A 24989-nucleotide genomic window follows, 5' to 3' on the forward strand; every position below is an offset into this window, starting at 1 on the left:
GAAACGGCTATTCATCTGTCCGGGGGTTCATGGTGAACAACGTTGTCATTGGCGTGTTTTTTTTCATATTTTGGTGAGATAAAGAGGTTTGTTTATACGGTAAAAATTCTGTAACTCTCTGTTATTTAAAGGTTAATAAGTAACCTGCAGTCTGGGTGTCTCTGTTGCTAACGTAAGCGGCTTCAAAAAACTTTCTTGACAACGTTGTCGGGGCGGGTGTAAAACTACATTCCGTAACATGCGAGCTTTCTAATGATCAAAATTAAGGGCTAGTAAATCTATATATCGCTTGCGTTGTGACTACGTGCAAGTGCTATATCCATAAGAAAAGTCGATTGAGTTCGTCCGGCGGACTCGGGGGTGGGGTAACCGCTGCTGGAGCCGTCATTAAGTTTGAAAATAACATTAAAACGATAGTGAGGAGACAGTTATGGAATCTAACAAAGGCACTTTCCGGAGGAAGGTACTGGCTTCCAGTATTTCATCCTGCCTGTTGGCATCCGCTTATATGGCTCAGGCGCAAGAATCTGAGCCAATGCTTGAAGAAGTTGTGGTGACCGGTGTTTACGCATCGCAACAAAATGCTATTAACACTAAGCGCGACGCCACTTCGGTCGTTGACGCCATCTCTGCCGAAGATATCGGTAAGCTCCCCGATGTAACCATTTCCGACTCGCTGCAGCGTATTCCTGGTATTCAGGTAGAGCGTACCGCTGGTGAGGGTGGCCCGGTACAAATCCGTGGTTTAAGCAATGTGGGCACCATGCTCAATGGTGAAGTATTTTTGAGCGCCACCACCATTGATGCGTCCAGTGCTGACTTTGGTGATCTGCCGTCACAACTGTTCTCTGGCGCAGAGGTGTACAAATCACCCCGTGCCGACGTGAGCGCGCAGGGTATTTCGGGTGTTATTGACCTGCAAACCCGTCGTCCGTTCGACCTGGATGAAGGCTGGACCTTTTCTGCCGGTGCAGAAGTAGACCACGGCTCTATCAGTGACGAATACGACCCCACTGTTAATGGCTTAATTGCCTATAATGCGGAAGATTGGGGCATTCTGGTCAGCGCGGTAACCACCGAGAAGAATCTGGCAACCGATTTTAACGGTTACTTTGATACCTCTGAAAATGGCGGCATTGGTGCGACCAACAGCAACCATACTTGGAGCACTCCTGCGGTAAACCCAAATACCTATCACTTGGTTCCACAAGGTTTTGCGGCTTTCCATAAAGAAGAAGAGCGTCAACGCGATGGGGCCAATGTGTCTTTCCAGGCGCAATTGACCGATGGTGTTGAGCTGGTAGCTGATTATTTCTACAGTGAGCAAGACCGCTTTAACCGTCGTGCGGGCTTCTCTCACAACAACCGCTGGCAGACGTTTACCGGCTACGCGTTTGAGACCGAAGCTGGATTGCTGGGTAATGAATTTACCTTTATTCCTAATGAAGGAACCCCCGAGGAAGGTGCGCCTCAGTCGTGGAATACCATCAATGCTTTCTACGCCAACCCTTACCGCTTACAGTCTTTCTCTCAGGTTAACCGCAACACCGAAAAATCTGAAAATGCCAGTGTTGAGTTAAACTTTGACAATGGCGGTCCGTTGACCGGTCAAGTACGAGTTACTCGTGCGACAGCTTCTGCCAGCATGCGTCATGGTTATGTGGAAGGCGATATGCTGAGCATCGACCAAGGCACGCTGGTAACTGGCCCTGGTGGTCTGGTACCTGGTAAATACTGTGATGGGACGAATCATATCCCTGGCTCAAGCATGGGTGATGACGGCGGGTGCTACATTCAGTATGCGCCGGGCGGCATTGAAGATGACGAGTTCCTGATTAAGTACGACGCTTCTGGTGAGCATCCGGTATTCAGTGGTTTCGATCAGATTGTTGACGGTGGCCAAGGTCAAATGACCGTTGCTGAGTATATGGCCAGCATCGATTCCTACCATGTAGGCGCCATGTCATCGGAAAACAACACTGATGATGAAGGTGAAATTAACACCTTCAGCACTCGCTGGAATTACGAGTTTGATGACACTGCTTTCATTACCAGTGTGGATTTCGGTGTACGTCAAAGTGAACGCTCAGTAGATCACGACGTGTTCTCTTACTTTGGTACATTTCCCGATACTGGCTGTATGGCTCAGTGGAAAGCGGTAGACCAGTTTGCCAACACGCCTGATTGTGATATGAGCTTGCAGCAGGGTGAAATGGTTGATGGTGAGTTTGTTCCGTACACTTTATTGATGCCTACTCGCATTGATGAGCACAATGACGTTGTGTGGATTGATGACTTTGGCCCGGTAGAGGGTATCCCCGGTGTTTGGACCGTTGATCCTAAAGCGTTGGATGACACCCTGGCTTACCAAACCCAAGTGTTCGGTGAACAAACTAAATTTGTCCAGCCAGGACAATCCTATAAAGTTGGGCTGGATGAGTTCAGCTACTTTGGTAACGTCAACTTTGCCGTTGGTGATCTGAGCGGTAACTTGGGTGTTAAGGTTGTTGAAACTGACCTTACCGTAGTACAAAACGTTACCGGTGATGCCGTGCCTCATTCTGGCGTAAGCTATGACGCGGGCGATGTGGTGACCGAGCGCGGTTACACCGATGTGCTGCCCAGCTTGAACCTGTCATACCATTTAGCTGACGATTTAATTCTGCGTGCTTCTTACGGTAAAACCATGCAGCCTTTGGACCTTCTCACCTGGGGTGGTGCTAAATCCGTTGGCCGTGTCTTTAACGAAGACTGTAACTGCATGCGTGTTACCGGCGGTAACTTGAACGGTAACCCGACGCTTGATCCTACCCGCGCTGAAAACATGGATTTGGCAATCGAATGGTATCTGGGTAGCGCCTCTATGGTGGGTGCCTCTTTGTTCGATATTGAAATCGATAGTTTTGTGCAAACGGGTACGACCTACCTAGACGAGCCTGACGCTGACGGTATCAACCGTGGTCCTTGGCCATTCCAAGGTCCGACTCAGGGAACTGGCGGTAGCGTGACCGGTGTAGAATTGCAGGCTAAAGTGGCCTTTAGCGATATCACCGATGGCTTTATGTCTAATTTCGGTTTTGATGTGAACTACACCTACTCTGACAGCTCACAAGAGGCCGAGGGCGTGAACGGAGAGCTGCCATTCATCAACAACTCTGAAGATACCTACAACGTTGTGGGTTGGTTTGAGAATGATGTATTGGCGGCACGTTTGGCTTATAACTTCCGTTCGCCTCGTTTGATTGCTCAAGGTAATGATGCCACAGGCTCTCAGGCTTTGTATCAAGACGATTACGGTCAGTTAGACATGAACGTGACTTGGTATGTGACTGAAAATATCGATTTGTATGTCAATGGCTCTAACATTATGGAAGAGTACCAGCAGACCTACGTTGAGTTCTCAGATCAAAAAGCCTTCCAGAACATTTACGAAGCTCGCTGGGCACTGGGTGCTCGCGTAAACTTCTAAGTTCTGAAGCAATTCGTGCGTCGCTTGGCGGCGCATATTTTTCTAACCGCCACCTAAACTTCAGGGTTTTGTGTGGCGGTTTTTTTGTATAAGCTGAAATAAATAATGTCAGGGGAAAAGTTGTGACTCAAACTTCGGTGAAACGTATTGTAATTGTTGGCGGCGGTACAGCCGGTTGGATGACGGCAGCTATGCTGGCCAAGCACTTTCGTAAAACCGATATTGCACTGACGTTAATCGACTCATCTGAAATTGGCACCGTCGGGGTGGGGGAGGCAACCATTCCCACCTTGCGGCGCTTTTACGCCGAATTGGGAATGAATGACCTGGATGTTATGCGTGCCTGCCAGGCAACGTGTAAATTGGGCATTGAATTCCGTGACTGGTATCAACAGGGTAGTCAATTTATTCATCCTTTTGGTCTTTATGGGCAAAAGGCCAATGGTATCGATTTTCACCACTACTGGATGTACCTGCGTGAGCAGGGTGAAGCGGGTAGTCTCGACGAGTACTCCTTGGGGGTACAATTAGCCAAACAGCATAAATTTATTCAGCCTTCACCAAAACCGCCTTCTGAGTTGTCTGTTTTTGATTGGGCGCTGCACTTCGATGCCGCTTTGTTTGCCCGCTTAATGCGCGGCTACGCCTTGGAAAATGGCGTTATTCATGTTGATCAAAAAATTGAGCGAGTAGACGTTGCTGGTGATCAGAGCGTCAGCGCGTTGAAGTTACAGAATGGTGCGATTGTTACAGCGGATTTGTTTGTAGATTGCTCGGGCTTCTCAGGTTTGTTGATTGAGCAGGCACAACACACCGGCTACGAGGATTGGAGCCAGTGGCTTAAGTGCGACCGCGCCGTGGCGGTGCAAAGTGTTCGCGAGGGTGAGGCGGCGCCTTATACTGTCAGCCAGGCGCACCGAGCGGGATGGCAGTGGAAGATACCCCTGCAGCACCGTCAGGGTAATGGCCACGTGTATTGCAGTAAGCATGTCAGTGACGATGAAGCCGCCGCTACCTTAACGAATCATATTGATGGCGAACTGATGACCGATTTGCGCGCGTTTCAGTTCGTGGCCGGGCGGCGTAAGAAAGCCTGGAATAAAAACGTGGTGGCTGTTGGTTTGGCCGCCGGTTTTCTGGAACCGTTAGAGTCCACCAGTATTGCCTTGGTAGAAACCGCTATCGAAAAGATTCGTCGAGTCTTTCGTGGTCCTTTTTACACTGAAAAGCAGGTGCAGGAATTCAATGATTTAACCGCTCAAGAATACGAGCGAGTGCGAGATTTTATTATTTTGCATTACAAGCTGAATCAGCGGGGTGATAGTGATTTTTGGCGAGAGTGCCAGATGATGGATATTCCCGACACTCTGAGCCGCAAGCTAGATGCGTTTAAAGAGAGGGGTGATTTGATTCGTTACCCTATTGAAATTTTCGGTCCGCCCAGTTGGCTGGCAATATACAGTGGTTTTCATTGTCTGCCTGAACGCTTTGATGAGCGCGTTAAAAAAATGGACCCGGCTTATTTGCAAAAAGCCCTGGGTGATATGCGGCGTTCGGTGGCCAATGCCGTGGCCAGCGTACCTGGCCACGATGAGTTTATTACTGAAAATTGCGCCGCAGCCGCACCCTAGCCTCTGTTATCTACGGGCACTCTTCTAGCCTGTAGATACGGCGATAGTAAGAGCGCGGTTGGCGGCTTACTCCGGCGCCGCACAGTGGCGTTGAATAAAATCCGCGTGGCTTAACGGTTGGCTCGCAGCTTGGTGCACAGCGTTGCGCATTTTTTCCAGCTGCTCTGCCAGCTGACTGCTGGTTAGGGTGTTCGCGCGCCGATCATAGTCTTGTGGGAATTTATGGAAGCCTAAGTACATGGTAACCCAGCTGTCGCGCTCAAAGGCTTCGGGTTCCAGCATCACCACCTTACCCCGGCTGTTAAACACCTCCATTTTATGCGCAAGTGTGTCGGGAATGTTCATGGTCTGGCAGTGCTGCCAGAACGGGGTGTCGCTGCGATTACTGGCTTTGTAATGCAGGATAATAAAATCGCGAATGCGCTCAAACTCGTGTGCGTGCTGGCGATTCACTTCATTTTGGTCTGCCGTGTTGATGCCGTTGTGAGGAAAGAACTCTAACAGTTTACTGATGCCAGTCTGAATCAGGGAAATACTGGTTGACTCTAATGGCTCTAAAAAGCCAGACGCCAGGCCGAGCGCAAAACAGTTTTTGTGCCAGATTTTTTTCCGCTTGCCGGTCACAAACTGAAACCGGCGCGGTTCGGTTAGCACTGTGCTATCAAGCCCATCTAGCAGTGTGGATTCGGCCTTGTTCTGATCACAAAACTCACTGGCGTACACATAGCCGTTACCCGTGCGGTGTTGCAACGGGATGCGCCACTGCCAGCCGGCGGCTTTAGCCGTGGTGCGAGTGTAAGGGGTCAGCTCGGCGGCTTTATCGCTTTGCACGGCAATGGCACTGTCGCAGGGCAGCCAGCTGCGCCAGTCGTCATAGCCGGTGTGTAAGGCTTTTTCAATCAGTAAACCGCGAAACCCCGAGCAATCGACAAAGAAATCAGCGTTTACTGTGCGTCCATCGCCCAGTGTTACGCAAGTGATGTTTCCGCTATCCGGGTGGTGTTGGGTGGTGGCGATTTTTCCTTCTACCCTGTTTACACCACGAGCTTCGGCATAGCGACGTAAAAACCTTGCGTAGCGACCAGCATCAAAATGATAAGCGTAGCCGAAATCGGCTAAGGGCGATGGCGGGTTAGGGTGCGGCTGGGCAAACCGGTTTTGCCAGGCAAGCTGAGTGGCAAAGGAGTATTGTGCTGGGTCTGCCGGTAGGTCTGCTATTTTTGCGCGAGCTAAATAGTGATGAAAAGCGACGCCGTTTAAATCAATACCATAATCGGCGAAAGGATGAAAAAAACGGCTGCCTTTTTCTCGCCAATCTCGAAATTCAATACCGAGCTTAAAAGTGGCCTGAGTGGCTTTAATAAAATCAATTTCATCAATGCCGAGTGAATCATTGTAACTGCGAATGCTGGGAATCGTCGCTTCACCCACGCCAACAGTGCCAATGTCTTCGGATTCAATAAGCGTGATTTTTATATTAAAGTCTGCCAGTTGTCGGCTGATGGAGGCGGCGGCCATCCAGCCTGCTGTGCCGCCGCCGACAATGGTAAGGTGATTGATTTGACTGTGTGACACGGGTTCGCTCGCTTGAGAATTTATACCGCGAGAATAACCAATGAGTTAGTGAGCGTCCAGCGCGGCTTCGCGCCAGGCGCTCTTTATCGCTAGAGTTTACAGCGCAGGCGGTGCCGTATCACGAAACGGTTGGTAGTTATTTAACGTTTCTAAAAAATGCGCAAGCTGCGGGTAGCCCCCCAGGCTAAAGCGCTGCCGATAAATGCCCCAGGCAAGAAAACACCCCAAGCGCAGTTCCATATCATTGTAAGGGGCGCTGTGGGGTAGTGGCATTTTTTCCAGCTCGGCGAAAATAGAGTCCACCCGTGCCTGCTGGCGTTTTAAGTAATCGCTGCGCGCCGGGGTCAGCCCTTCTTTTTCCAAGAAAAATAAATTTACACAGGCGTCCATGGCGGTGTTTACCAGGCAGAAGACATCATAGGCGGCAACATCGCTGAAATAACTGCCGCCGGATTTCTCGCGCAGGTACTTTAAAATGGATGTTGAGTCAGTCAGCTGAGTGTCGCCATCGTGTAAAAATGGCACTTTTTTACTGGGGGACTTTTGCGCGCTGGCGGCTGCGTCGGTTTCAATAAAATCGCACTTAAGCTCCGTCTCTAGCAGGGCTATACGACAGTGGCGCACAAACGGCGAGGTGTAACTTCCGTACAGTTGCATACTTGGCTCCATTTGCTGTGGCTTTATATTGGTTCGTTGATGCTATCTTCACCGCCAAAAGCGTCCAGGGCGGCTTGAATAAACGCACTTAGCTCCAGGGTCATAATGGCGAATTCGTTGTCGAATTGTTCGGCCATTGTCTCTGGGTTGCGGTCACCGGCGCGCTCTAGCAGTTCGTCGGAAAACTTAACACGTTTGAAGGTGAATTGGTCGTCAATTAAACAGCTGATAGTCTCTTTCCAGCTAACGGCCAGCTTGCTGGCAAACATGCCTGTGTCTAAGTGTTGAGTAATTTGATCATCCAGTAAATCGAGCTTTTTACCGCGAATAACACGCTCGTCTTTACTGGCGATTAATTCACACTCATCGCCCAAGGCAAAATCACCCTCCGGCTCGCCGGTTTTTAACCATGCGGTCATGACGCTGCTGGCGGGCTGCTTGGGGTTGAGTGGCGTGGCTTTTAAGCTGCCCAAGGCATCGCGCAGGGCGCTTGTGAACTCTTCGGCTTTATTGGCGCTGGCGCAATCGACCACTAACAGGCGGTTGCGAGTGTCGATAAAACCGTGGCAATGGCTGGATTTGCTAAAGGCTTGGGGCAACAGGGAAAAGGTAATTTCATCTTTTAAGTTTTCGCGCTCTTTACGCCCTACCGGACGGCTTTCTTTACTGCGAATTTCGCGCACCTTTTCTTCCACCTGCTCTTTTATGACGCCAGCGGGCAGGATTTTGTCCTGCTTTTTGGCGCACAGGGCAATGTAGCCACCGGCGCCGTGGGCGAGGCTTGCGCCCTCAGGCCCCAGGGGCGAGACCCAGCCGTAACGCGACAGCTCCATTTTGCCGCAGGGCACAAAGCTGGCGGGCTCCAGTTGCTCGGCGAGCTGTTCAGGCGTTAGGTTAAAGGCTTCGCCAAGGCGAAATATACGTAAATTCTTATACCACATACCAATCTGTCTACTCTGGAAAAACGATGGGCGAGTGTATCACCACTGGAGGGGCTGCGGGTGGGGTGAGTTCTGGTTACACTGTCTCTAACGATCAAAGGAAGAACTTTATGAAACCGTTCAAAATAATACTGGCTTTTTGTTTGGCTTCGCAGGCGCTGGCGGAAACACCCTCGCTTGGGGCTCCTGAATGGCAAGTTGAGGGGTTGCGTACTCCCGAATCAGTGTTGGTTTGGCAAAGCCCAGAGGGTAAACAGTTGTTGGTGTCCGAAATTGAGGGGGATTCAACCGCCGCGGACGGCCAGGGCGGTATTGCGTTGTTGAGTACCGAGGGCGACATAAAAGACCAGAACTTTATTCGCGGCCTAAACGCGCCCAAAGGTATGGCGGTGGTAGGAAGCACCTTATATGTGGCCGATATTACAGAGTTGGTGGCCATTGACTTGGCAGCGCGTAAACGTATTGCTTCGTACCCGGTAGAAGGGGCGGTATTTTTGAACGATGTGGCCGCGGACGCCGAAGGCACTGTGTACGTATCGGATACGCGTACGGGGAGGGTGCATGTGTTAGTGGATGGGGTTATATCCACCTTTTTATCGGGCGTACCTAATGCGAACGGGTTACTGGTGGAGGGCGATAGCCTGGTGATTGCTGCTGGAGATACCTTGTATCGCTTTCACGACGGCGAGTTGGAAGTCATTGCCAAAGGTTTTGCAGAGAAAGCGGATGGGGTTGAACCTCTGGCTGAAGGCGGTTACCTCGTTTCCTGTTGGGCGGGGTTGGTGTATCGAGTGGATGGCGCTGGTGCCCTGACATTATTGCGCGATAGCCGTGAGCCGCAGGTCAATACTGCCGATATTGGCTATGACCCTGCAACCAACCGGCTTTATATTCCGACCTTTCTATCCAATGGTGTGCAAGCTTACCGCTTATAATATGAATCACTCTGAGTGCCCAGAGTGGGCACTCGTGTCACCTTCCGTTCTTTTCTGGTAAAAAGTACCGCTTAGGTGAAAATAATAAGAAAAATATTAACTTTCCCCTTTGGTTACCTATAAGCTATTGAAAATAAAGTGAAAAAAAGTAATGTTTAAGTGCTAATTAATTTTATATAACTATTGACAACGTTGTCTTATGGGCCTAAAGTTAGAGTCGTTGACAACGTTGTCCTGTGGCGCAACTTGACAACTTCTGGGTCGCGCTAGCGGCAGCAGACAAATTTGGTGTTGGGTGATTATTATGGGCATTTTAATCACTCGACCTGAATCGCGGTGCCAGGGATCGCATCGTGTGATACGCAGGGACTGTAAGTATCATCTATCATGGCTCTCCTTGTGGTTGGTGCCAGTTGGCACCAACCACCTTTTTCAGAGTCGTATGAACTTGATAATCAAATAAATGTTCTGTGGCGTCTGCGGCAGAATGGGTTCCCTCCGGAATCCTATAGACAATAAATGAGGGTGAGCATGGGCAATCAGCCTGGAATCGGTGAGACTTTGTACTTAGGTATTGATGGGGGGGGTACTAAGTGTCGCGCTGTGCTGGTTGACGAAAATAACCAGGTGCTAGGGGTGGGTAATGGCGGCCCGTCAAATCCATATCATGGTGTGGCCCGCGCGCTTGAGTCTATCGTCAATGCCACCGATAACGCACTGCGTAGCGCTGGTTTAACGCCAGAGGATAAGTCGCGCGTAGTGGCAGGGCTAGGTTTGGCGGGAGTTAATTTACCCAGCTTGTTCAAAATTGTTGACCAATGGGAACACCCTTACAAAGCTCAGTATCTGACTACCGATTTACATATTGCTTGTATTGCTGCGCATGAACAAGACAATGGCGCTGTGATTGTATCCGGTACGGGTTCCTGCGGTTTTGCGCATGTTGATGGTCAATCCCTCACCTTAGGTGCACATGGTTTTCCCTGTGGTGACGTGGGCAGCGGTGCCTGGATTGGCCTTGAATGTATTAAAGCTGTATTACTGGACTCGGACGGTTTAGGGCCAGCAACAGCGTTGACTGAATTAGTTTCTGAGCAGTTGCAGGCTCGTGGAATCATGATTGTAGAGCGTTTAAATGGCGCGAAGTCCAGTGATTATGCCAAGCTGGCGCCTATCGTGTTTGCCGCTGCGGAAGAGGGTGATGAAGTGGCGCTTTCTATTATTCGTGGTGGCGCTGATTATCTGACCGATGTGGCTCGTAAGTTGTGGGCGCTGAACCCTCCGCGTATGTCTATGCTTGGTGGTGTGTCTACCCGCATAGTCGACTGGATGGACGCTGACATCGCTTCGCGCATGTCTGATCCGTTAAACCAGCCAGAATTTGGTGCTGTCCACTTTGCTCGTAGTAGTTACGCAAGTGAAGTAGTCGCGGTAGCGCAATAATGTAATTTTACAATCTGACAGGGCCGTCGAGTGATAATCTTAATAAGAGGCAACGATGGCAAAACAGCGTTACATTGCGCTTGATGCAATGCGTGGGCTGACTTTGGCCCTGATGATTTTGGTAAATACCCCCGGCTCTTGGTCTTACGTGTATGCACCCCTGCTGCACGCTGATTGGCATGGAGCCACTTTTACCGATTATATCTTTCCGTTTTTCCTGTTCATTGTCGGCTCGGCAATGTTTTTCTCAAACCGTTCGCAACAGGCTGTTGCAAAATCAGAACGAACGCGAAAGATTTTTAAGCGTACGGCCTTAATGTTTTTGATTGGCCTGCTGTTAAATGCTTATCCGTTTACGGGCGCGCTGGATGAGTTGCGCATCCTCGGGGTGCTGCAGCGTATTGCCCTGGCTTATTGTGCTGCTGCGTTTATTGTCTGGCTTCCCGGTATGTGGCGGTTGGTTATTGGCACTGTTTTGCTCGCTGGGTATTGGGGAGTGCTAAACGTTTCCGCAGATCCTTACTCCTTAGCAGATAGTGTGGTTCGTCACATCGATCTTGCTGTGCTGGGTGCGGAACATCTGTGGCAGGGTAAAGGTATTGCTTTTGATCCTGAGGGATTGTTGAGCACGTTACCTGCGATTGTGAATGTCTTAATTGGCTTTGAAGCTGCACGCATTTTAATTGGCAGTGAAAATAAACAGCGTGCGCAATTGACGCTATTGGGGTTGGGGGGGCTGAGCGTTCTGGCTGCTTTAGCTTGGCATCCGCTGTTCCCTGTTAATAAATCTTTATGGACTAGTTCGTTTGTGTTGCTTACTTCCGGTGCGGGCATGCTTACGCTGCTGGCTTTAGTGTGGTTGGAAAAGTTGCCAGCGGCGGTGCCGGTGTTAAAAAGTTTTACTCTGCTGGGGAAAAACCCTTTATTTATTTACGTGTTGAGCATTCTTTGGGTAAAAACCTACTATCTGTTCAATATTGATGGTGTATCGCTGTATCAGCATATTTTTGAGTTGTTTACTGATTTTTTAAACCCTTACAACGCATCGCTTATGTTTGCTTTGCTGCATGTTGCCATTCTTTGGGTTATCGCGTGGTGGTTGGATAGGCGTAATATTGTTATTTCTATTTAAGGTTTCGCGAGCGGTTTACGCACAAGGGTTGGCTGAGTTTAATGCTACCCGCTATTTGGCGGGTGGCGGGCAACTGGATTCGCGAACAATCAGTTCAGGGTAAAACCCTTCGCTTTCCACTTTCTTGCTTTCACGCAGAGACTTTATCAGCAGTGAGGCCGCCTTTTGCGCAATAGTGCTGGTGGGCTGTGCGGCAGTCGTGAGATTTGGCCAGGCCTGGCGTGAGAAGGGGCTGTCTTCAAAGCCTGCTATGGACAGGGTTCGAGGTACATCAATACCTTCTATGCGTGCCGCGAAAAGTGTTCCGGCGGCAATTTCATCGTTACAGGCAAAAATAGCCGTAGGGTTCTCCCCTTTTGAGGTAAGCAGTTTACGGGTGCGCTCCACGCCAGACTCAAAAGAGTAGCTGCCGGGTAAAAAGCGTTTCGCCACGTATTTAATACCGTTGTCCTCAAGGGCCGCTTTATAGCCGGCTAAACGCTCTCCGCTGGATTGGTGTTCCTCGTCACCGCCTAAAAAGGCTATGTCCCGATGGCCGAGCTTTATCAAATGCTCCGTGATGGCGTAGGCTGCGTTGCGGTCATCAATGTAGATACAAGGAGACAAATCATCGGGAGCTTTAGCGCCGGATAAGACGCGGACAAATTTGATGTTGCGCTCACTGATGGCGGCGAGTATTTCTGCGTTTTCAGAAATGGGCGGGGTGAGAACCAGGCCGCCAACGCGACTGCGGTCGATCATTTCCTGCACTTCTTGAACAATTGAACGGTTTGCGGCATCGCAGGGGTGAATCACCAACTCGTAACCTTGCTTGCGGCATTCATCGAGAATACCTTTTTGCATGTCGATGACGTAATTGCTGTTGGGGTTGTCGTAGATAAAGCCAATTGAGGATGCTGCGCCACGCAAGCCTCGAGCCGATAGGTTGGGGCGGTAGTTAAGCTGTTTTACTGCTTTCCAGACGCGGTCTTGAAGCTCTTGCCCAACTGTGCCCTCATTATTGATGACGCGCGAAACGGTTTTGAAGGAAACGCCGGCCAGCTTGGCAACATCTTTAATGGTGGGTTTCATGAGTATTCTTATTCGAGTCCTTGTAAGCGATAGCAGTGCATTTTCCGTAAGTTACGGTTATAAACCAGCAAAATGTAACGGATTTAGCATTGTCGAAGTTTACCGTGTTTATGGGCGTGTGGCGAGTGGAAAGGACGCTTCAATAGACGCTCTTTATCGCGCTTTTACTTTATTGCGCGGCTTCAAACGCATCAAAGTGGACCGCTCTGGGTTTAGCGCCTTTTAGAAAACATTGTTTGCGCATCTTCTGTACAAAGCTTGGTGCACCACAAAGGTAAATACGATGGTGGCCGAGGTTCTCTGACAGGTTTTTTATGTGGTCGTAAGCGTCGGCTTGGTTAACATCGGCAGTACTTTCGTTATTTTGAGCCAGGCATTTCAGGGTGATGTTGCTGTGTCTTAGCGCAAGGGTTTGCAGGGTTGTCTTTAGGTAAAGGGAATCTGCACGTCGGCCACAATAAAGAATGGTTATTTCACCCTGATGCTGTTGGGATAGTGCGTCTCGAACAATGCCATACAGAGGGGCGATACCGGTGCCTGTGGCGGCAAAAAGCAATGGTTGTTCAGGGGCATCATTGTGGTAGTAACAATCACCAGACGGCCCGGTCAACCCTATGGTTGAGCCCGGGGTCAGGTTTTCGAGCGCCCACTGACTGAAACGGCCATTCGGATGCCGTTTGACGTGAACGCTGATGTGGCCATCAGCAGGCAGGCTGGCGATGGAATAGCAGCGGGCGGTTTGGTGGTCACGCCACAAAGTGATGTGCTGACCCGCTCGAAAAGGCAATTCACAACGTAAAGAAAGTTCAAATACTTCAGGGCTTAGAAGCTCTAAGGAGGAGACCTGCGCAAGCTGTTGTTCGGCACGAGGGTCGTAGAGCTGAATGGCCATGTCACTGTGAAGGCGGCATTGGCAACTCATCATCAATTGCTTTGATTTTTGTGAGTCGCTTAGCCCCGCTTGCGTTTCACCGGGAGGTGAGCCTTCAGTCAGTTGCACCAGGCAGGATTGGCAGACTCCGGCACGGCAGCTGTAAGGTACTTGGAAACCGTTGTCTAGCAGTGTGTCTAGTAGGGAGCTGCCAGAATTGGCTTCAATAATCTGTTTATCTACTACCAGCTTTACCATAGTGTGATTGGCTATTGAATGTATTAATCTATTGTAAAGCATTTGCGCCAACAGGTTGGCTCAGGTGCTTTATCTGGTTATTCCTAATTTCTCGAATTGGGTGTATTGGCAATTTGGAGGCTTTATGAAACATTTATCGGTATTGGTGGTTTCGTTCATGTGGGTGTTTTTGTTTTCGGCAGCACAAGCGAATGAAGATGAAAAGTATCAAACAGCGTTAAAAACTTTTAAAGAGTCACCTCAGGTGAGCACTTTTTTTAACACCGCTTATGGGTATGCAGTGTTTCCAACCATTGGTAAGGCGGGTGTAGGTGTCGGCGGCGCACATGGCAAGGGGCGAGTTTATGAGCAAGGGGTTCATGTGGGCAATACCAGCATGACTCAGCTAAGCATTGGTTTCCAGCTTGGGGGGCAAGCGTTTAGTGAAGTTATTTTTTTTGAAACCAAAGCAGATTTTGAAAAGTTTACTTCAGGTAACTTTGAGTTTGGTGCCCAGGCGAGTGCGGTGGCCATTACCGCCAGCGCAAACGCTAAGGTGAGCACAACAGGCACTGGTGTTGGTGCGTCGGGTACTTCTGATAAAGTAGGTTTGCAAAAGGCTATTTATAACGAGGGAATGGCGGTCTTTACTCACGCGAAAGGTGGCTTAATGTACGAAGCGGCCTTAAGCGGACAAAAGTTTAAATACTCAGCCTTGTAAGCTAACCCCCGGCAAGCGCTCTTGCCGGGGGTATTCACTTAACGACGGTCGCTAGTGACTTTAAGTAGCCTGCGGCGGCCCCAAAACCCTATCGTCAATAACCCTGCGAGTGTAGCCAGCAGTGCCAAGGTATTGTTGACAGGTAGACTGGTGTTTCGGTTTAGCCCAGGTTCAGTGGTGGTTGACGCAACACCAACAGGGTCTACTAGCAACCCATCGATGGCGGTTCCATCCCCTAAAGCCCCGTCAGTGAGGGTAAAACTCACCACCCTTGAGTCTGTGTCTAGAGTAGCTGATGGAAACGCATACCAAGCGTCTGGGCTGGTAAAGTCAGGTGCAACAGGGCCATATTTATGGACCGCGTATCCGTACTCTAAACTACTGCCAGGCCAGTGAATTTCGACATAAGAACTGCTACAGCTCAGGCTAAAGCTGGCGAGGCCGTCAGGGTACAAATGATGGGCGTTGTCCGGTAGCGTCGCTGCGTCAATGATCGTAAAACTGACCAGATTGCAATTGTCATTGTCGAAAACTAATGACACTGGCAGGCCCGTTACCGGGCTGATAATACTTGCCACGCCGGCTTGCAGGTAATCATCGATTCCATCGTTGTTGACATCACCTAAAGGCTGTTCAACGCTTGAGGCCACTCCGTCGCCATCGGCGTCAGTGTTATAAGCCGAGCCTATGGTGCCAATGATAATGTCCGCGCTAGGTGACTGGTCGCCGTTGGCGTTATCGGTTAATGCCCAGTGTATGACGGTATTGTCTGTGTTAATGCTTCCGGCAAAATCAAACCAATGCGGGGCGCTGCTTGAACCTGGTGTCTCACGGCCGAACTGGCGTAGATGGGTGGTGCTCGAAATACTGCTGCCGGGCAAATGAAGCTCTAGATCAGAGCCGCTACAGCCATGAAGCTCAAAGCGAGCTACACCATCGGGGTAAATAAAGTTGCCATCCGGTCCCAGATCGCTTGCGGCGACCATTGTGAAACTGGTTAATGAGCACGCCGAGTCGAATACTAACGATACGGGCAACCCTGTTACTGGACTGATAATACTGATCACGTTGGCCTGTAGGTAATCGTCAATACTGTCTCCGTTGACGTCTCCTAAGGGCTGTTCAATGCTCGAGTCTATACCGTCGCCGTCCGGGTCTGGGTGTATGCCAGGACCGATCGGGTCGATAATAACATTCGCGCTCGGGGACTGATCTCCAGCGCCATTATCGGTGAGGCTCCAAAGAATGACTTCAGCGGAAGCATCGATTGACCCTGAGAACTCAAACCAGTGTGGCGCAGCTGTGGAGGAGGGGGTTTCGATGCCGAACTTACGAATGTTTGTCGCATTGGTGGTGCTGCCACCTGGAAGGTGCAGTTCCATGGCTGAACCACTGCAACCGCGAAGTTCAAAGCGGGCGATTCCGTCGGGGTAGACAATGTTGCCATCGGCACCTAAACGGCTTGCATCCACCATTGTGAAACTGGCCAGTGAACAGGCAGGGTCAAACACCAGCGAAACCGGCAAGCCGGTTATAGGGCTAATAATACTGGCGACGTGATCTTGTAACGCATCGTTGATGGAGTCTCCGTTGACGTCACCAAGCATTGTTTCAATTGCCGAGTCAACGCCGGTTGGAGTTTGGCCATTGGCAGTGGCGCCCAAATCTCTCGCATCACCTGGAGCTAAAATGGATAGCTGAATAGGGTGATTTGGGGCGTTAATAAAGCTGCCATCGAGTTGGTACAAAATTGATTGGAAAATATGGTGGTAATCACCGGATAGGATGTTGGCAGGAACCTCAAGAGGTATGTTGAACGTACAGCTCTCCCCCGCATTTAATGCGCCACCCGAGAGGCCAAGCCCAGAACCACTTGGAGTGATAGCGGAGCTCGCACCACAGGGCGGGTTGGGGGATGGCGGTAAGGTGGCCGTCAACGAACCCGCCAGCTGATTAGGGTCGAAAGTAAAGCTCAGATTAGAAATGGCATCGGTGCTGGAGGCGTTTTGGAGAGTCACCGCTAACGTTAGGGTATCCCCTGGCTCAGCAGGCTGGTCACTTATTAGTGTGCTGATGATTAAACCCGGTATTTCGATCTCAAGAGGGTTTAACGTTTTTTGCATGGCTTGCCCTGCGCTGGTCGAGCGCACGGTGCTACCGCTAAGGGAATAGTGACCAAAAGCCGTGTCAGGTGGAATTTGAGCGGAGAAGTTGACTTCACAGCTCTCACCTGCAGCCAGCGTGCCCCCGCTGAGGCTTAATGCCGTTGTACCATTGAGGCTGCTGTTACAGCCTGACACAGGCGTGTTGAGTGCGCTTAAGCCAGGAATGAGTGTGGCTAAGTCAAGGTCAAACTGCAGGTCGCTGTAACTGGGGTATACATCTTGATCGATAACTTCTGACTCAGAGCCTCCTCCAAGAGCAATGGTGAAATCAATAAAGCCACCGGGTTGGGTTGTTTGTGGTTCGGCGCTAATTTTCGCGGCGATAGCGCCGACGACTTCAACGCTGTTTTGTTGGACCAGTGCTTTTAAATCACTTTGACCGTTCGAAGTGTAGGTCGCGAGATCGGTTCCGATTTCTAGGGCGGTGTTGGCCCCCGCATTTTCATCAATCAGTAACCGGGTGGAAAAAGTGCAGCTAGAGCCGGCGGCAAGGACGACGCTGTCAATTATAAACGACAGGGGATCAGAGCCGGATGGATAGGTGTAATAAAAGTTGCCACTACCGTTACAGGCCCCAGCGGCGGGTAAAGCCGTCAAATTAGCGACTTCTGTGGGTAAAGGATTGACGATGTAAATGTCACTGGTAGCGTTTACAGGGTCAGGGTTGGTCAGGGTGAACGCCAAGTCCACTTCATTGCCAGCCCCCACCACAGGTGTTACGAAGGCTTTAGAAACCAATAAACTATTTTGAATTTCAATAGGCTGGGCACTGGCAATGCCGCTAGTGGGAGCGCCATCAATAAGTCCTGTTGGTGAGGTGTGGTGCAGTGCGTGCCCTCCTGAAGGGGCAGTGGCAGGAATATTGATGGTCGTGCTGAAAGAGCAGCTACTGCCAGCGGGTATATTAAGGTTGCTTGCGCTAAGCAGTGATGAGCCACTTAAGCTGCTGCCGACACCACAAATATCGTTTTGCGGCAGCCCTGAGGCCGTTAAACCACTCAAGGCTGCGTTAAGGTCGGTATTAAAGTTGACGTCCGAGACCTCAGAGCGCCGATTGGTGTTGGTAACCGTGTAAGTCAAGGTGGCCGTTTGGCCGGGGGAAATAAACGTCGGGCTGATGCTAGACGATACGTTTAATCCGGAGCTGGTTACGGCGATATCTACGCTGGCGTGACCAGGCTTTAATGACAATGAAGCTTCAAAATGTGTGCTGCTAACCGTGACTTCAGGGGCCGAGGTAACTCTGATGTTAAACGCAATCGTACACGTATCACCAGCGGCTACCGCAGGATAAATATTAGTACCGTAATAGCCATAGATAAGTGTGTTGTTTTCGCTGCTAAAGGTAGAGGGCGGGATTAAATTGTGCTTGCAATCTGTTTCTAGATCGGGGTTTGCGGCAAAGCTGACTCCAGCGGGCAGTGGGGCGCGCAGGGATAAATCAGAGACCTGAGTGCTGCTTAAACGGTTATCGATTGTAAAAGTCAGTCTCGATTCGGCCCCGTAGTTTACATTATTTGGCGATGCAGAGAGGGTTAAGCCTGGGATTTCAGAATCAATAGTGAGCTCTGTTGTGCCAGAAGTGGCACTGCCAGCGCTGTGGTTAAGGGTGACAGGGGTAAGTGAATGAGTGCCCACTGTACTGCTGGTAACCGGTATGCGCATGGAACAGCTTGTATCTTCACCTTGCCGACCGTTTGAGAAACTAATGCTGCCTGTTCCCTTTGGTGCGTTGAGTGCACCCAAACAGCTGTTTTGAATGCGCCCAGAGGCCACTGTAACGGCGGCCGGTAAGGTGACAGAAAAAGATTGATCTGTAACGGGATCGAGGGAAGTATTGGCCAGAGTAAAGTCCAGGTAGGCTTGGCTGCCCGGCCCTATACTCGCCGGTGAAAAATTGACATCAATGGTTGATTGGGCATGGCTTAGCGGTGCGACTATTGCCAGTAGGTATAAAAAGTGTTTGGCGATTCTCATGGTTTGACTCGCTAGCGGTAGGTTGATAGACGTATCACGAATTAGTGCACAGCGTTAAGCTGTGACTTTAGGCTGTCTATCTGTGCTTGCTGTTGAATCGTGTAGAGCGTGAGTTCTTCCACTTTTTTCAAAAGCTGTACCTGCATTTCTGTCAGGTTCAGGCCTTCTTTACTGACTTGGGAGGCTGAAGGAATGCCCGGGAGGTGACTATTGCTGCGAACGTATTGATGCAACTCACCTAAGGGCATAAGAGGATAGTCATGGGCGAATACATAATCGGGGAACGGGCCGGCGCCTTGGCTTGAGTGAACAGTGCCAGATACGTAAAGATTTCCAGCAGAATCTATGGCAGCACGCTCGATACCATCTGTGGAAAAGTGAATGCCGTTCTCATTGACAGTGATATCCCACTGTGCGACGGGAAACCCGGCCGATCCATCTTGTTCAATACGAATGCCGGGGGTGTTATCGGTTACCACATGAATGGCTTGTTGCGGTGAATCACTGCCGAAACCGGTGTTGCCGTTACTGTCGATAAATAGACTGTTCTCCGGAGCTCCGGCCATTATCGTTAGGTTTTCACGGCCGGCTGTCGAGTCTTCTATAGAGAAATGACTGCGCCCGGCGTTTTCAGGGTCATTGATAACGATTCGCCAATCGTTTGTGGGAAAGCTGGCGGAGGTGCTTGTGTCATTGAAAAACAGTCGCAAATTATTTTCTTTAAATATCATGGTGTCGAACGAAAAATGCTCTCCGTTGACACAGTCCAGCCCGATACATGCACTGCCATCCACAACAACATCATCAGAGATGACGTTATCGGCGAAAGTAAAAGACGATAGAGAAGCGAAGACACCGCCCAGCAGGATTTTGCGTGACATAAAAGTTCCCCCAACAGGATATAAATTTGTTTTATAAATTGAGTTGGATTTTAACTTAAATGTTATAGGTTCGACCAGTAATTGTACTGATTGGTGGCTTTTTGAGTGATTTTTTAGCTTTTTTGAGGAGGATCGTGGATGCAGCAGCGGCTGGGGGTGCTCCTGGCTGCCCGGTTCCAGTATGGGCTTTACCTCATGCCGCTAGGCGTTTAAAATGAACGATTGTTCATTTTCTCGGGTGATGTATGGCCGACGATAAGCGCCGTTCCATATTGCATGCCACGCTATGTTTGCTGGCTGAGCGTGGTTTGCATGGTTTTTCGATGAAGCAGTTGGCGGAGAAGGCCGGTGTCGCTGCGGGTACGATCTATCTGTATTTTGAAGATAAAGATGACCTGATCCGTAAGCTGCATGAAGACATCTTGAGCGAGGTCGCACGCCGCCTGTTCGTTAACTACGATGCCAGTTTGCCCTTATTTGAGCAGTATCGACGCATGATGGAAAACCTGTGGTCCTTCCATCGTGATTGTCCCGAAATTATGCTCAGCAAGGCTCAGTTTGACACCATGCCGCCAGATTTATTGTTTGGCCATCAGGGTAAAGACCCGCAGGCGCTGTTAGATCAGCGCAGTACGCTGCTGGCTGTGTTCCAGCCGATGCTGGACTTATTCGCCAGTGGGCGTGAGTTGGGCATGATCAAACCCCTGGGCGATGAATTTCTGTGCGCGCTGTGCATTGACCCGCTGTGCGATCTCGCACGGGGGCATTATCTGGGGATTGTCTGTGTGACCAATGATGACCTGAACGCGCTAATAGCGGCCAGCTGGGACGCGATTAGTACACATCCCTAAAGTTTTGTTAAACAGGCTTACCAGCCTGCTTCTATTTGCCTGATAATGAACGATTGTTCATCTGGGCGTCAGATTTTTATTGTTACCGCAGGTTTTGACCTGCCACAAAGGAGCTGCAAATGTTGTTACGTTCAATTGGGAAAGGCGCGCTAAGCCATAGTCGGTCAGTCATAGCTTTGGCTTTGTCTGTGGCATTGCTGAGCGCGTGTGGAAAATCAGCCGACGCTCCAGCCGCAGGTGGGGCAGGGGCTATGCCTCCACCTGAGGTAACGGTAGTGACACTACAGGAGCAGGAGGTAGATTTGAATGTAGAGCTTCCTGGTCGGGCAGTTGCTTTTCGCAAAGCCCAAGTTCGCCCTCAGGTGAACGGTATTATTGAAAAGCGTCTGTTTACCGAAGGCGCCTTTGTTGAACAGGGGCAACAACTGTATCAGATTGATGCAGCGCGTTATGAAGCCGCTGTGGCTAACGCCAAAGCGCAATTAGCTCGCGCCCGTGCCAATGTTTCTACCACCGAGGCCCGTGAGAAGCGTTATAAGAACTTGCTGTCTGAAAAAGCCGTGAGCCAGCAGGATTACGACGATGCGTTAGGAGCTTACGACCAGGCAAAAGCCGATGTCGCGGTGGCCGAAGCGGCTTTACGTACGGCTGAAATTGATTTGCGTTACACCGAAGTAAAGGCACCCATTAGCGGTCGCATCGGTATTTCCAGTGTTACTGAGGGCGCATTGGTGTCTGCTCAGCAGGCGGCTGTGTTGACCACGATCAACCAGCTGGATCCGATCTATGTGGATGTGTCGCAGTCGGCAAGCCGCATTTTGCAAATGCGCCGCGATGTGCAAAACGGCAAAGTTTCTCGTGCCGAAACACCTAAAGTGAAACTGATTATGGAAGACGGTAGCGAATACCCCCATGTGGGCGAATTGCAGTTTTCCGATGTGAGCGTGAACGAGAGCACAGGGACCGTGGTAGTTCGTGCGCTGTTTGAAAACCCGGACAGCATGCTAATGCCGGGCATGTTTGTACGAGCAGAACTGGCTGAAGGTGTGCGCAGTAACGCGGTGCTAGTGCCGCAGCGCGCTGTACAACGCGACCGGGAAGGTAACGCCAGTGTGATGCTGGTGAACGCTGAAAATAACGTTGAGCCTCGGCCCATCACGGCAAACCGTGCTGTGGGCAGTCATTGGTTGGTTGAAAGTGGCGTGAGCGCCGGTGATCGGGTCATCGTTGCCGGGCTGCAAAAAGTCCGCCCCGGTGCGCAGGTGACAACCATCGAAGAAGGCAGCGCTCAGGGAGAGTAAATTATGGCGAAGTTTTTTATCGATCGCCCAGTCTTTGCCTGGGTGATCTCAATCATCATTATGTTGGCGGGGGCGTTGGCCATCAACACGCTGCCAATTTCACAGTACCCCGAGGTGGCGCCGCCGTCGGTTGAAATTCGTACCTCTTACCCGGGTGCATCGGCCAAAGTGGTGGAAGATTCGGTGGTGCAAATCATCGAGCAGAACCTGACCGGTATTGATAACGTTCAGTATATGTCCTCGACCAGTGACTCCTCTGGTGTTGGCCAAATTACTGTGACCTTTGACGCCGGCACTGACCCGGACATCGCTCAGGTACAGGTGCAGAATAAGCTGCAGGGCGCTATGACGCTCTTGCCCCAAGAGGTACAGCAGCAGGGGATTCGGGTGAATAAATCCTCGGCTGGTTTCTTGTTGGTATTGGGCTTTGTTTCTACCGATAACAGTTTGGATAAATACGATATTGCGGATTATGTAGCCGCAAACGTTCGTGAGCCTCTCAGTCGAGTGGGTGGTGTGGGCGACATTACGATATTTGGCTCGCAGTACGCCATGCGAATTTGGCTGAATGCAGACAAGCTGGCTACCTACAAGTTAACCAGTGAAGATGTGGTAGCGGCCATTCGCTCGCAGAACGTTCAAATTGCAGCGGGTGAATTAGGTGGAGCACCGGCACTACCTGGCCAGGACGTGAATGCCAGTATTGTGGTTCAGTCACGCCTGGAAACACCCGAGCAATTTCGCAATATTTTATTGCGGGTTAATGAAGACGGCTCACAAGTTCGTATGGGTGACGTCGCCCGAGTTGAGCTGGGCGGCGAGAATTATCAGTTTGAAACCGAATATAACGGCCAGGCGGCGACAGGTTTAGCCATTACCTTGGCATCGGGTGCGAACGCCCTGGAAACGGCTGAAGGCGTACGTGAACGTATTGATGAGTTAAAACCCTTCTTCCCGGATTCAGTGGAGGTGGTCTATCCGTTCGATACTACGCCGTTCGTAAAGCTTTCAATTGAAGGCGTGGTGCATACGCTGATTGAAGCGGTGGTGTTGGTGTTTTTGGTGATGTACCTGTTCTTGCAGAACTTCCGCGCCACCTTAATTCCGACCATTGCCATTCCTGTAGTGCTGTTGGGTACTTTCGCGATTCTGGAAGCCTTTGGTTTCAGCATTAACACCCTGACCATGTTTGCCATGGTGCTTGCTATCGGCTTGCTGGTGGACGATGCCATTGTGGTGGTGGAAAACGTCGAACGGGTAATGCACGAGGACAAATTGCCGCCGCGCGAAGCCACGCGTAAATCCATGGATCAGATTACCGGGGCGCTGATTGGTATCGCCTTGGTGTTGTCGGCGGTGTTTGTGCCCATGGCTTTCTTTGGTGGCTCGACCGGCGTTATTTACCGTCAGTTCTCTATCACGATTGTATCGGCGATGGTGTTGTCGGTGGTGGTGGCGTTAACGCTAACCCCGGCGTTGTGCGCCATTATGCTTAAACCGACCAGCGATGGTCACTACGACAAAAAAGGCTTTTTTGGCTGGTTTAACCGCTTTTTTGATCGTTCATCCAATGGTTATCAGAACAGTGTTAAAGGTATTTTAGCGCGCAAAAGCCGCTTTATGCTGGTGTATCTGGCCATTGTCGTGGTACTCGGTTTAATGTTTGGTCGTTTACCTGGCTCGTTTTTGCCCGACGAAGATCAGGGCATTATGTTTACGCAAATGACACTGCCGGTGAATGCCACCAAAGAGCGCTCGATTGAGGTAATGGATCGCGTCGAGAATTATTACTTACAGCAAGAAAAAGCTGTGGTGGAATCGGTATTCTCGGTGATCGGTTTTAGCTTTAGCGGACGCGGTCAGAACAATGGTATTGCCTTTGTGAAGTTACGCGATTGGGAAGAGCGCGGTGAAGAGGGGCAGGATGTACAGTCCCTGGCCGGGCGTGCCATGGGCTACTTTATGACCATTAAAGAAGCCATGGTATTCCCTTTTGCACCGCCCCCGATCATTCAGTTGGGTACGGCTTCCGGCTTTAATTTACAACTTAAAGACTTGGGAGGCGTGGGGCACGAAGCCTTGATGAATGCGCGTAACCAGTTGCTGGGCATGGCCTCGCAGGAGTCTGAGTTGGTTGGTGTTCGTCCCAACGGCCAGGAAGACACGCCGCAATTTAAGCTGGATATTGATTTTGAAAAAGCCTCTGCGTTAGGCGTATCCATCAGCCAAATCAACAGTGTATTTTCCACAGCCTGGGCCGCGTCTTACGTCAATGACTTTATTGATAACGGTCGTATTAAACGGGTGTATGTGCAGGGTGATGCGCCTTATCGCATGATGCCCGAGGATGTCGGCGACTGGTATGTACGCAATGGTGCCGGCGAAATGGTGCCTTTCTCGGCGTTCTCAACAGGCCGTTGGGTTTACGGATCGCCAAGGTTGGAGCGCTATAACGGCGTGTCTTCGTTAAATATTCAAGGCCAAGGCGCACCCGGCGTCAGCTCTGGTCGAGCAATGGAGATTATGGAAAGTCTGGCCGCACAGTTACCGCCCGGTATCGGCTTTGAATGGACCGGTATGTCTCTGCAAGAGAAAGAATCCGGTGACCAGGCACCAATGCTTTACGCTCTGTCGATTCTGGTGGTGTTCCTGTGTTTGGCCGCGTTGTACGAGAGTTGGTCAGTGCCTTTCTCGGTGATGCTGGTCGTGCCGTTGGGTGTTCTCGGTGCGCTGTTGTTTGCCATGGGGCGCGGTTTGTCTAACGACGTTTACTTCCAGGTGGGGCTACTCACCACGGTGGGTCTGTCGGCGAAAAACGCGATTTTGATTGTGGAGTTTGCCAAAGATTTGTACGAAGAAGGTATGGATCTGATTAAAGCAACTATGGAGGCGGTGCGGATGCGTTTGCGCCCCATCATTATGACGTCGCTGGCGTTTGGCCTGGGTGTTACGCCGCTGGCGATCAGCACCGGTGCCGGCTCTGGTGCGCAGAACGCCATTGGTACCGCAGTGCTTGGTGGGATTATTTCTGCCACCTTCCTGGCAATCTTTTTTGTACCGCTGTTTTATGTCGTGGTGGTGAAATTTGGTGAATGGATTTCACCGAAAAAGAGAGACGAGCTTTAGTGAGC

General features: G+C 50.5%; 16 protein-coding genes. 9 read left to right on the plus strand and 7 right to left on the minus strand.

Going from position 1 to position 24989, the window contains the following annotated elements; translation table 11 throughout:
* The first annotated feature begins 430 nt into the window (after window positions 1–430).
* On the plus strand, window positions 431–3469 hold the full coding sequence (locus D568_RS0103345) for a TonB-dependent receptor (RefSeq protein ID WP_020208156.1): 3039 nt from the start codon (window positions 431–433) through the stop codon (window positions 3467–3469).
* Window positions 3470–3591: 122 nt separating this feature from the next.
* Window positions 3592–5100 carry a tryptophan halogenase family protein gene (locus tag D568_RS0103350; protein WP_020208157.1) on the plus strand — a complete coding sequence of 503 codons (1509 nt, stop codon included), beginning with the start codon at window positions 3592–3594 and terminating at the stop codon, window positions 5098–5100.
* Between the two features lie 66 nt (window positions 5101–5166).
* Here the strand turns inward: D568_RS0103350 and D568_RS0103355 are convergent, their stop codons facing one another.
* From D568_RS0103355 to rdgC, 3 genes are all read right to left on the minus strand, one after another.
* Window positions 5167–6675, minus strand: a complete 1509-nt coding sequence (locus D568_RS0103355; protein WP_020208158.1) for a tryptophan halogenase family protein — start codon at window positions 6673–6675, stop codon at window positions 5167–5169.
* Window positions 6676–6771: 96 nt separating this feature from the next.
* A complete protein-coding gene (locus D568_RS0103360) occupies window positions 6772–7332 on the minus strand; it encodes a glutathione S-transferase family protein (protein WP_020208159.1) in 561 nt (186 codons plus the stop codon).
* 23 nt (window positions 7333–7355) lie between these two features.
* Window positions 7356–8273, minus strand: a complete 918-nt coding sequence (gene rdgC, locus D568_RS0103365) for a recombination-associated protein RdgC (protein ID WP_020208160.1) — start codon at window positions 8271–8273, stop codon at window positions 7356–7358.
* A gap of 110 nt (window positions 8274–8383) precedes the next feature.
* Here rdgC and D568_RS0103370 point away from each other — a divergent pair, with 110 nt between their 5' ends.
* From D568_RS0103370 to D568_RS0103380, 3 genes are all read left to right on the plus strand, one after another.
* Window positions 8384–9208 carry an SMP-30/gluconolactonase/LRE family protein gene (locus D568_RS0103370; RefSeq protein WP_020208161.1) on the plus strand — a complete coding sequence of 275 codons (825 nt, stop codon included), beginning with the start codon at window positions 8384–8386 and terminating at the stop codon, window positions 9206–9208.
* A 531-nt stretch (window positions 9209–9739) separates the two neighbouring features.
* On the plus strand, window positions 9740–10651 hold the full coding sequence (gene nagK / locus D568_RS0103375; RefSeq protein ID WP_020208162.1) for an N-acetylglucosamine kinase: 912 nt from the start codon (window positions 9740–9742) through the stop codon (window positions 10649–10651).
* Between the two features lie 55 nt (window positions 10652–10706).
* Window positions 10707–11783: an acyltransferase family protein gene (locus tag D568_RS0103380; RefSeq protein ID WP_020208163.1), complete on the plus strand. Its 1077-nt coding sequence runs from the start codon at window positions 10707–10709 to the stop codon at window positions 11781–11783.
* A 51-nt stretch (window positions 11784–11834) separates the two neighbouring features.
* On the opposite strand, the gene D568_RS0103385 is transcribed toward D568_RS0103380, so the two are convergent.
* Together D568_RS0103385 and D568_RS0103390 are read right to left on the minus strand one after the other, a co-directional pair.
* Entirely contained in the window at window positions 11835–12854 is a 1020-nt protein-coding gene (locus D568_RS0103385; RefSeq protein ID WP_020208164.1) for a LacI family DNA-binding transcriptional regulator, read from the minus strand.
* Between the two features lie 169 nt (window positions 12855–13023).
* Window positions 13024–13983: a 2Fe-2S iron-sulfur cluster-binding protein gene (locus D568_RS0103390; RefSeq protein WP_020208165.1), complete on the minus strand. Its 960-nt coding sequence runs from the start codon at window positions 13981–13983 to the stop codon at window positions 13024–13026.
* A gap of 124 nt (window positions 13984–14107) precedes the next feature.
* Between D568_RS0103390 and D568_RS0103395 the strand changes: the two genes are divergently transcribed.
* On the plus strand, window positions 14108–14683 hold the full coding sequence (locus tag D568_RS0103395) for a lipid-binding SYLF domain-containing protein (protein ID WP_020208166.1): 576 nt from the start codon (window positions 14108–14110) through the stop codon (window positions 14681–14683).
* Between the two features lie 38 nt (window positions 14684–14721).
* On the opposite strand, the gene D568_RS0103400 is transcribed toward D568_RS0103395, so the two are convergent.
* Both D568_RS0103400 and D568_RS20915 read right to left on the minus strand, forming a co-directional pair.
* Window positions 14722–18825 (minus strand): DUF7933 domain-containing protein, encoded by a 4104-nt coding sequence (locus D568_RS0103400; protein ID WP_020208167.1) that lies wholly within the window; start codon window positions 18823–18825, stop codon window positions 14722–14724.
* Between the two features lie 41 nt (window positions 18826–18866).
* Window positions 18867–19706 (minus strand): NHL repeat-containing protein, encoded by an 840-nt coding sequence (locus D568_RS20915; protein ID WP_020208168.1) that lies wholly within the window; start codon window positions 19704–19706, stop codon window positions 18867–18869.
* 245 nt (window positions 19707–19951) lie between these two features.
* On the opposite strand from D568_RS20915, the gene D568_RS0103415 reads away from it, so the two are divergent.
* From D568_RS0103415 to D568_RS0103425, 3 genes are all read left to right on the plus strand, one after another.
* Window positions 19952–20557, plus strand: coding sequence for a TetR/AcrR family transcriptional regulator (locus D568_RS0103415; protein WP_020208169.1), 606 nt, complete (start codon window positions 19952–19954; stop codon window positions 20555–20557).
* A gap of 119 nt (window positions 20558–20676) precedes the next feature.
* Entirely contained in the window at window positions 20677–21858 is a 1182-nt protein-coding gene (locus tag D568_RS0103420) for an efflux RND transporter periplasmic adaptor subunit (RefSeq protein ID WP_020208170.1), read from the plus strand.
* 3 nt (window positions 21859–21861) lie between these two features.
* Window positions 21862–24984: an efflux RND transporter permease subunit gene (locus D568_RS0103425; RefSeq protein ID WP_020208171.1), complete on the plus strand. Its 3123-nt coding sequence runs from the start codon at window positions 21862–21864 to the stop codon at window positions 24982–24984.
* The last annotated feature ends 5 nt before the right edge of the window (window positions 24985–24989 follow it).

The sequence above is a fragment of the Gilvimarinus chinensis DSM 19667 genome (genome assembly GCF_000377745.1).
Lineage (GTDB): Bacteria > Pseudomonadota > Gammaproteobacteria > Pseudomonadales > Cellvibrionaceae > Gilvimarinus > Gilvimarinus chinensis.

Bases quoted from the DNA above. Each gene is read 5' to 3' on its own strand.
- D568_RS0103345 (WP_020208156.1), top strand. From the start codon at position 431: ATGGAATCTAACAAAGGCACTTTCCGGAGGAAGGTACTGGCTTCCAGT.
- D568_RS0103360 (WP_020208159.1), bottom strand. From the start codon at position 7,332: ATGCAACTGTACGGAAGTTACACCTCGCCGTTTGTGCGCCACTGTCGT.
- rdgC (WP_020208160.1), bottom strand. From the start codon at position 8,273: ATGTGGTATAAGAATTTACGTATATTTCGCCTTGGCGAAGCCTTTAAC.
- D568_RS0103370 (WP_020208161.1), top strand. From the start codon at position 8,384: ATGAAACCGTTCAAAATAATACTGGCTTTTTGTTTGGCTTCGCAGGCG.
- nagK (WP_020208162.1), top strand. From the start codon at position 9,740: ATGGGCAATCAGCCTGGAATCGGTGAGACTTTGTACTTAGGTATTGAT.
- D568_RS0103380 (WP_020208163.1), top strand. From the start codon at position 10,707: ATGGCAAAACAGCGTTACATTGCGCTTGATGCAATGCGTGGGCTGACT.
- D568_RS0103385 (WP_020208164.1), bottom strand. From the start codon at position 12,854: ATGAAACCCACCATTAAAGATGTTGCCAAGCTGGCCGGCGTTTCCTTC.
- D568_RS0103390 (WP_020208165.1), bottom strand. From the start codon at position 13,983: ATGGTAAAGCTGGTAGTAGATAAACAGATTATTGAAGCCAATTCTGGC.
- D568_RS0103395 (WP_020208166.1), top strand. From the start codon at position 14,108: ATGAAACATTTATCGGTATTGGTGGTTTCGTTCATGTGGGTGTTTTTG.
- D568_RS0103400 (WP_020208167.1), bottom strand. From the start codon at position 18,825: ATGAGAATCGCCAAACACTTTTTATACCTACTGGCAATAGTCGCACCG.
- D568_RS20915 (WP_020208168.1), bottom strand. From the start codon at position 19,706: ATGTCACGCAAAATCCTGCTGGGCGGTGTCTTCGCTTCTCTATCGTCT.
- D568_RS0103415 (WP_020208169.1), top strand. From the start codon at position 19,952: ATGGCCGACGATAAGCGCCGTTCCATATTGCATGCCACGCTATGTTTG.
- D568_RS0103420 (WP_020208170.1), top strand. From the start codon at position 20,677: ATGTTGTTACGTTCAATTGGGAAAGGCGCGCTAAGCCATAGTCGGTCA.
- D568_RS0103425 (WP_020208171.1), top strand. From the start codon at position 21,862: ATGGCGAAGTTTTTTATCGATCGCCCAGTCTTTGCCTGGGTGATCTCA.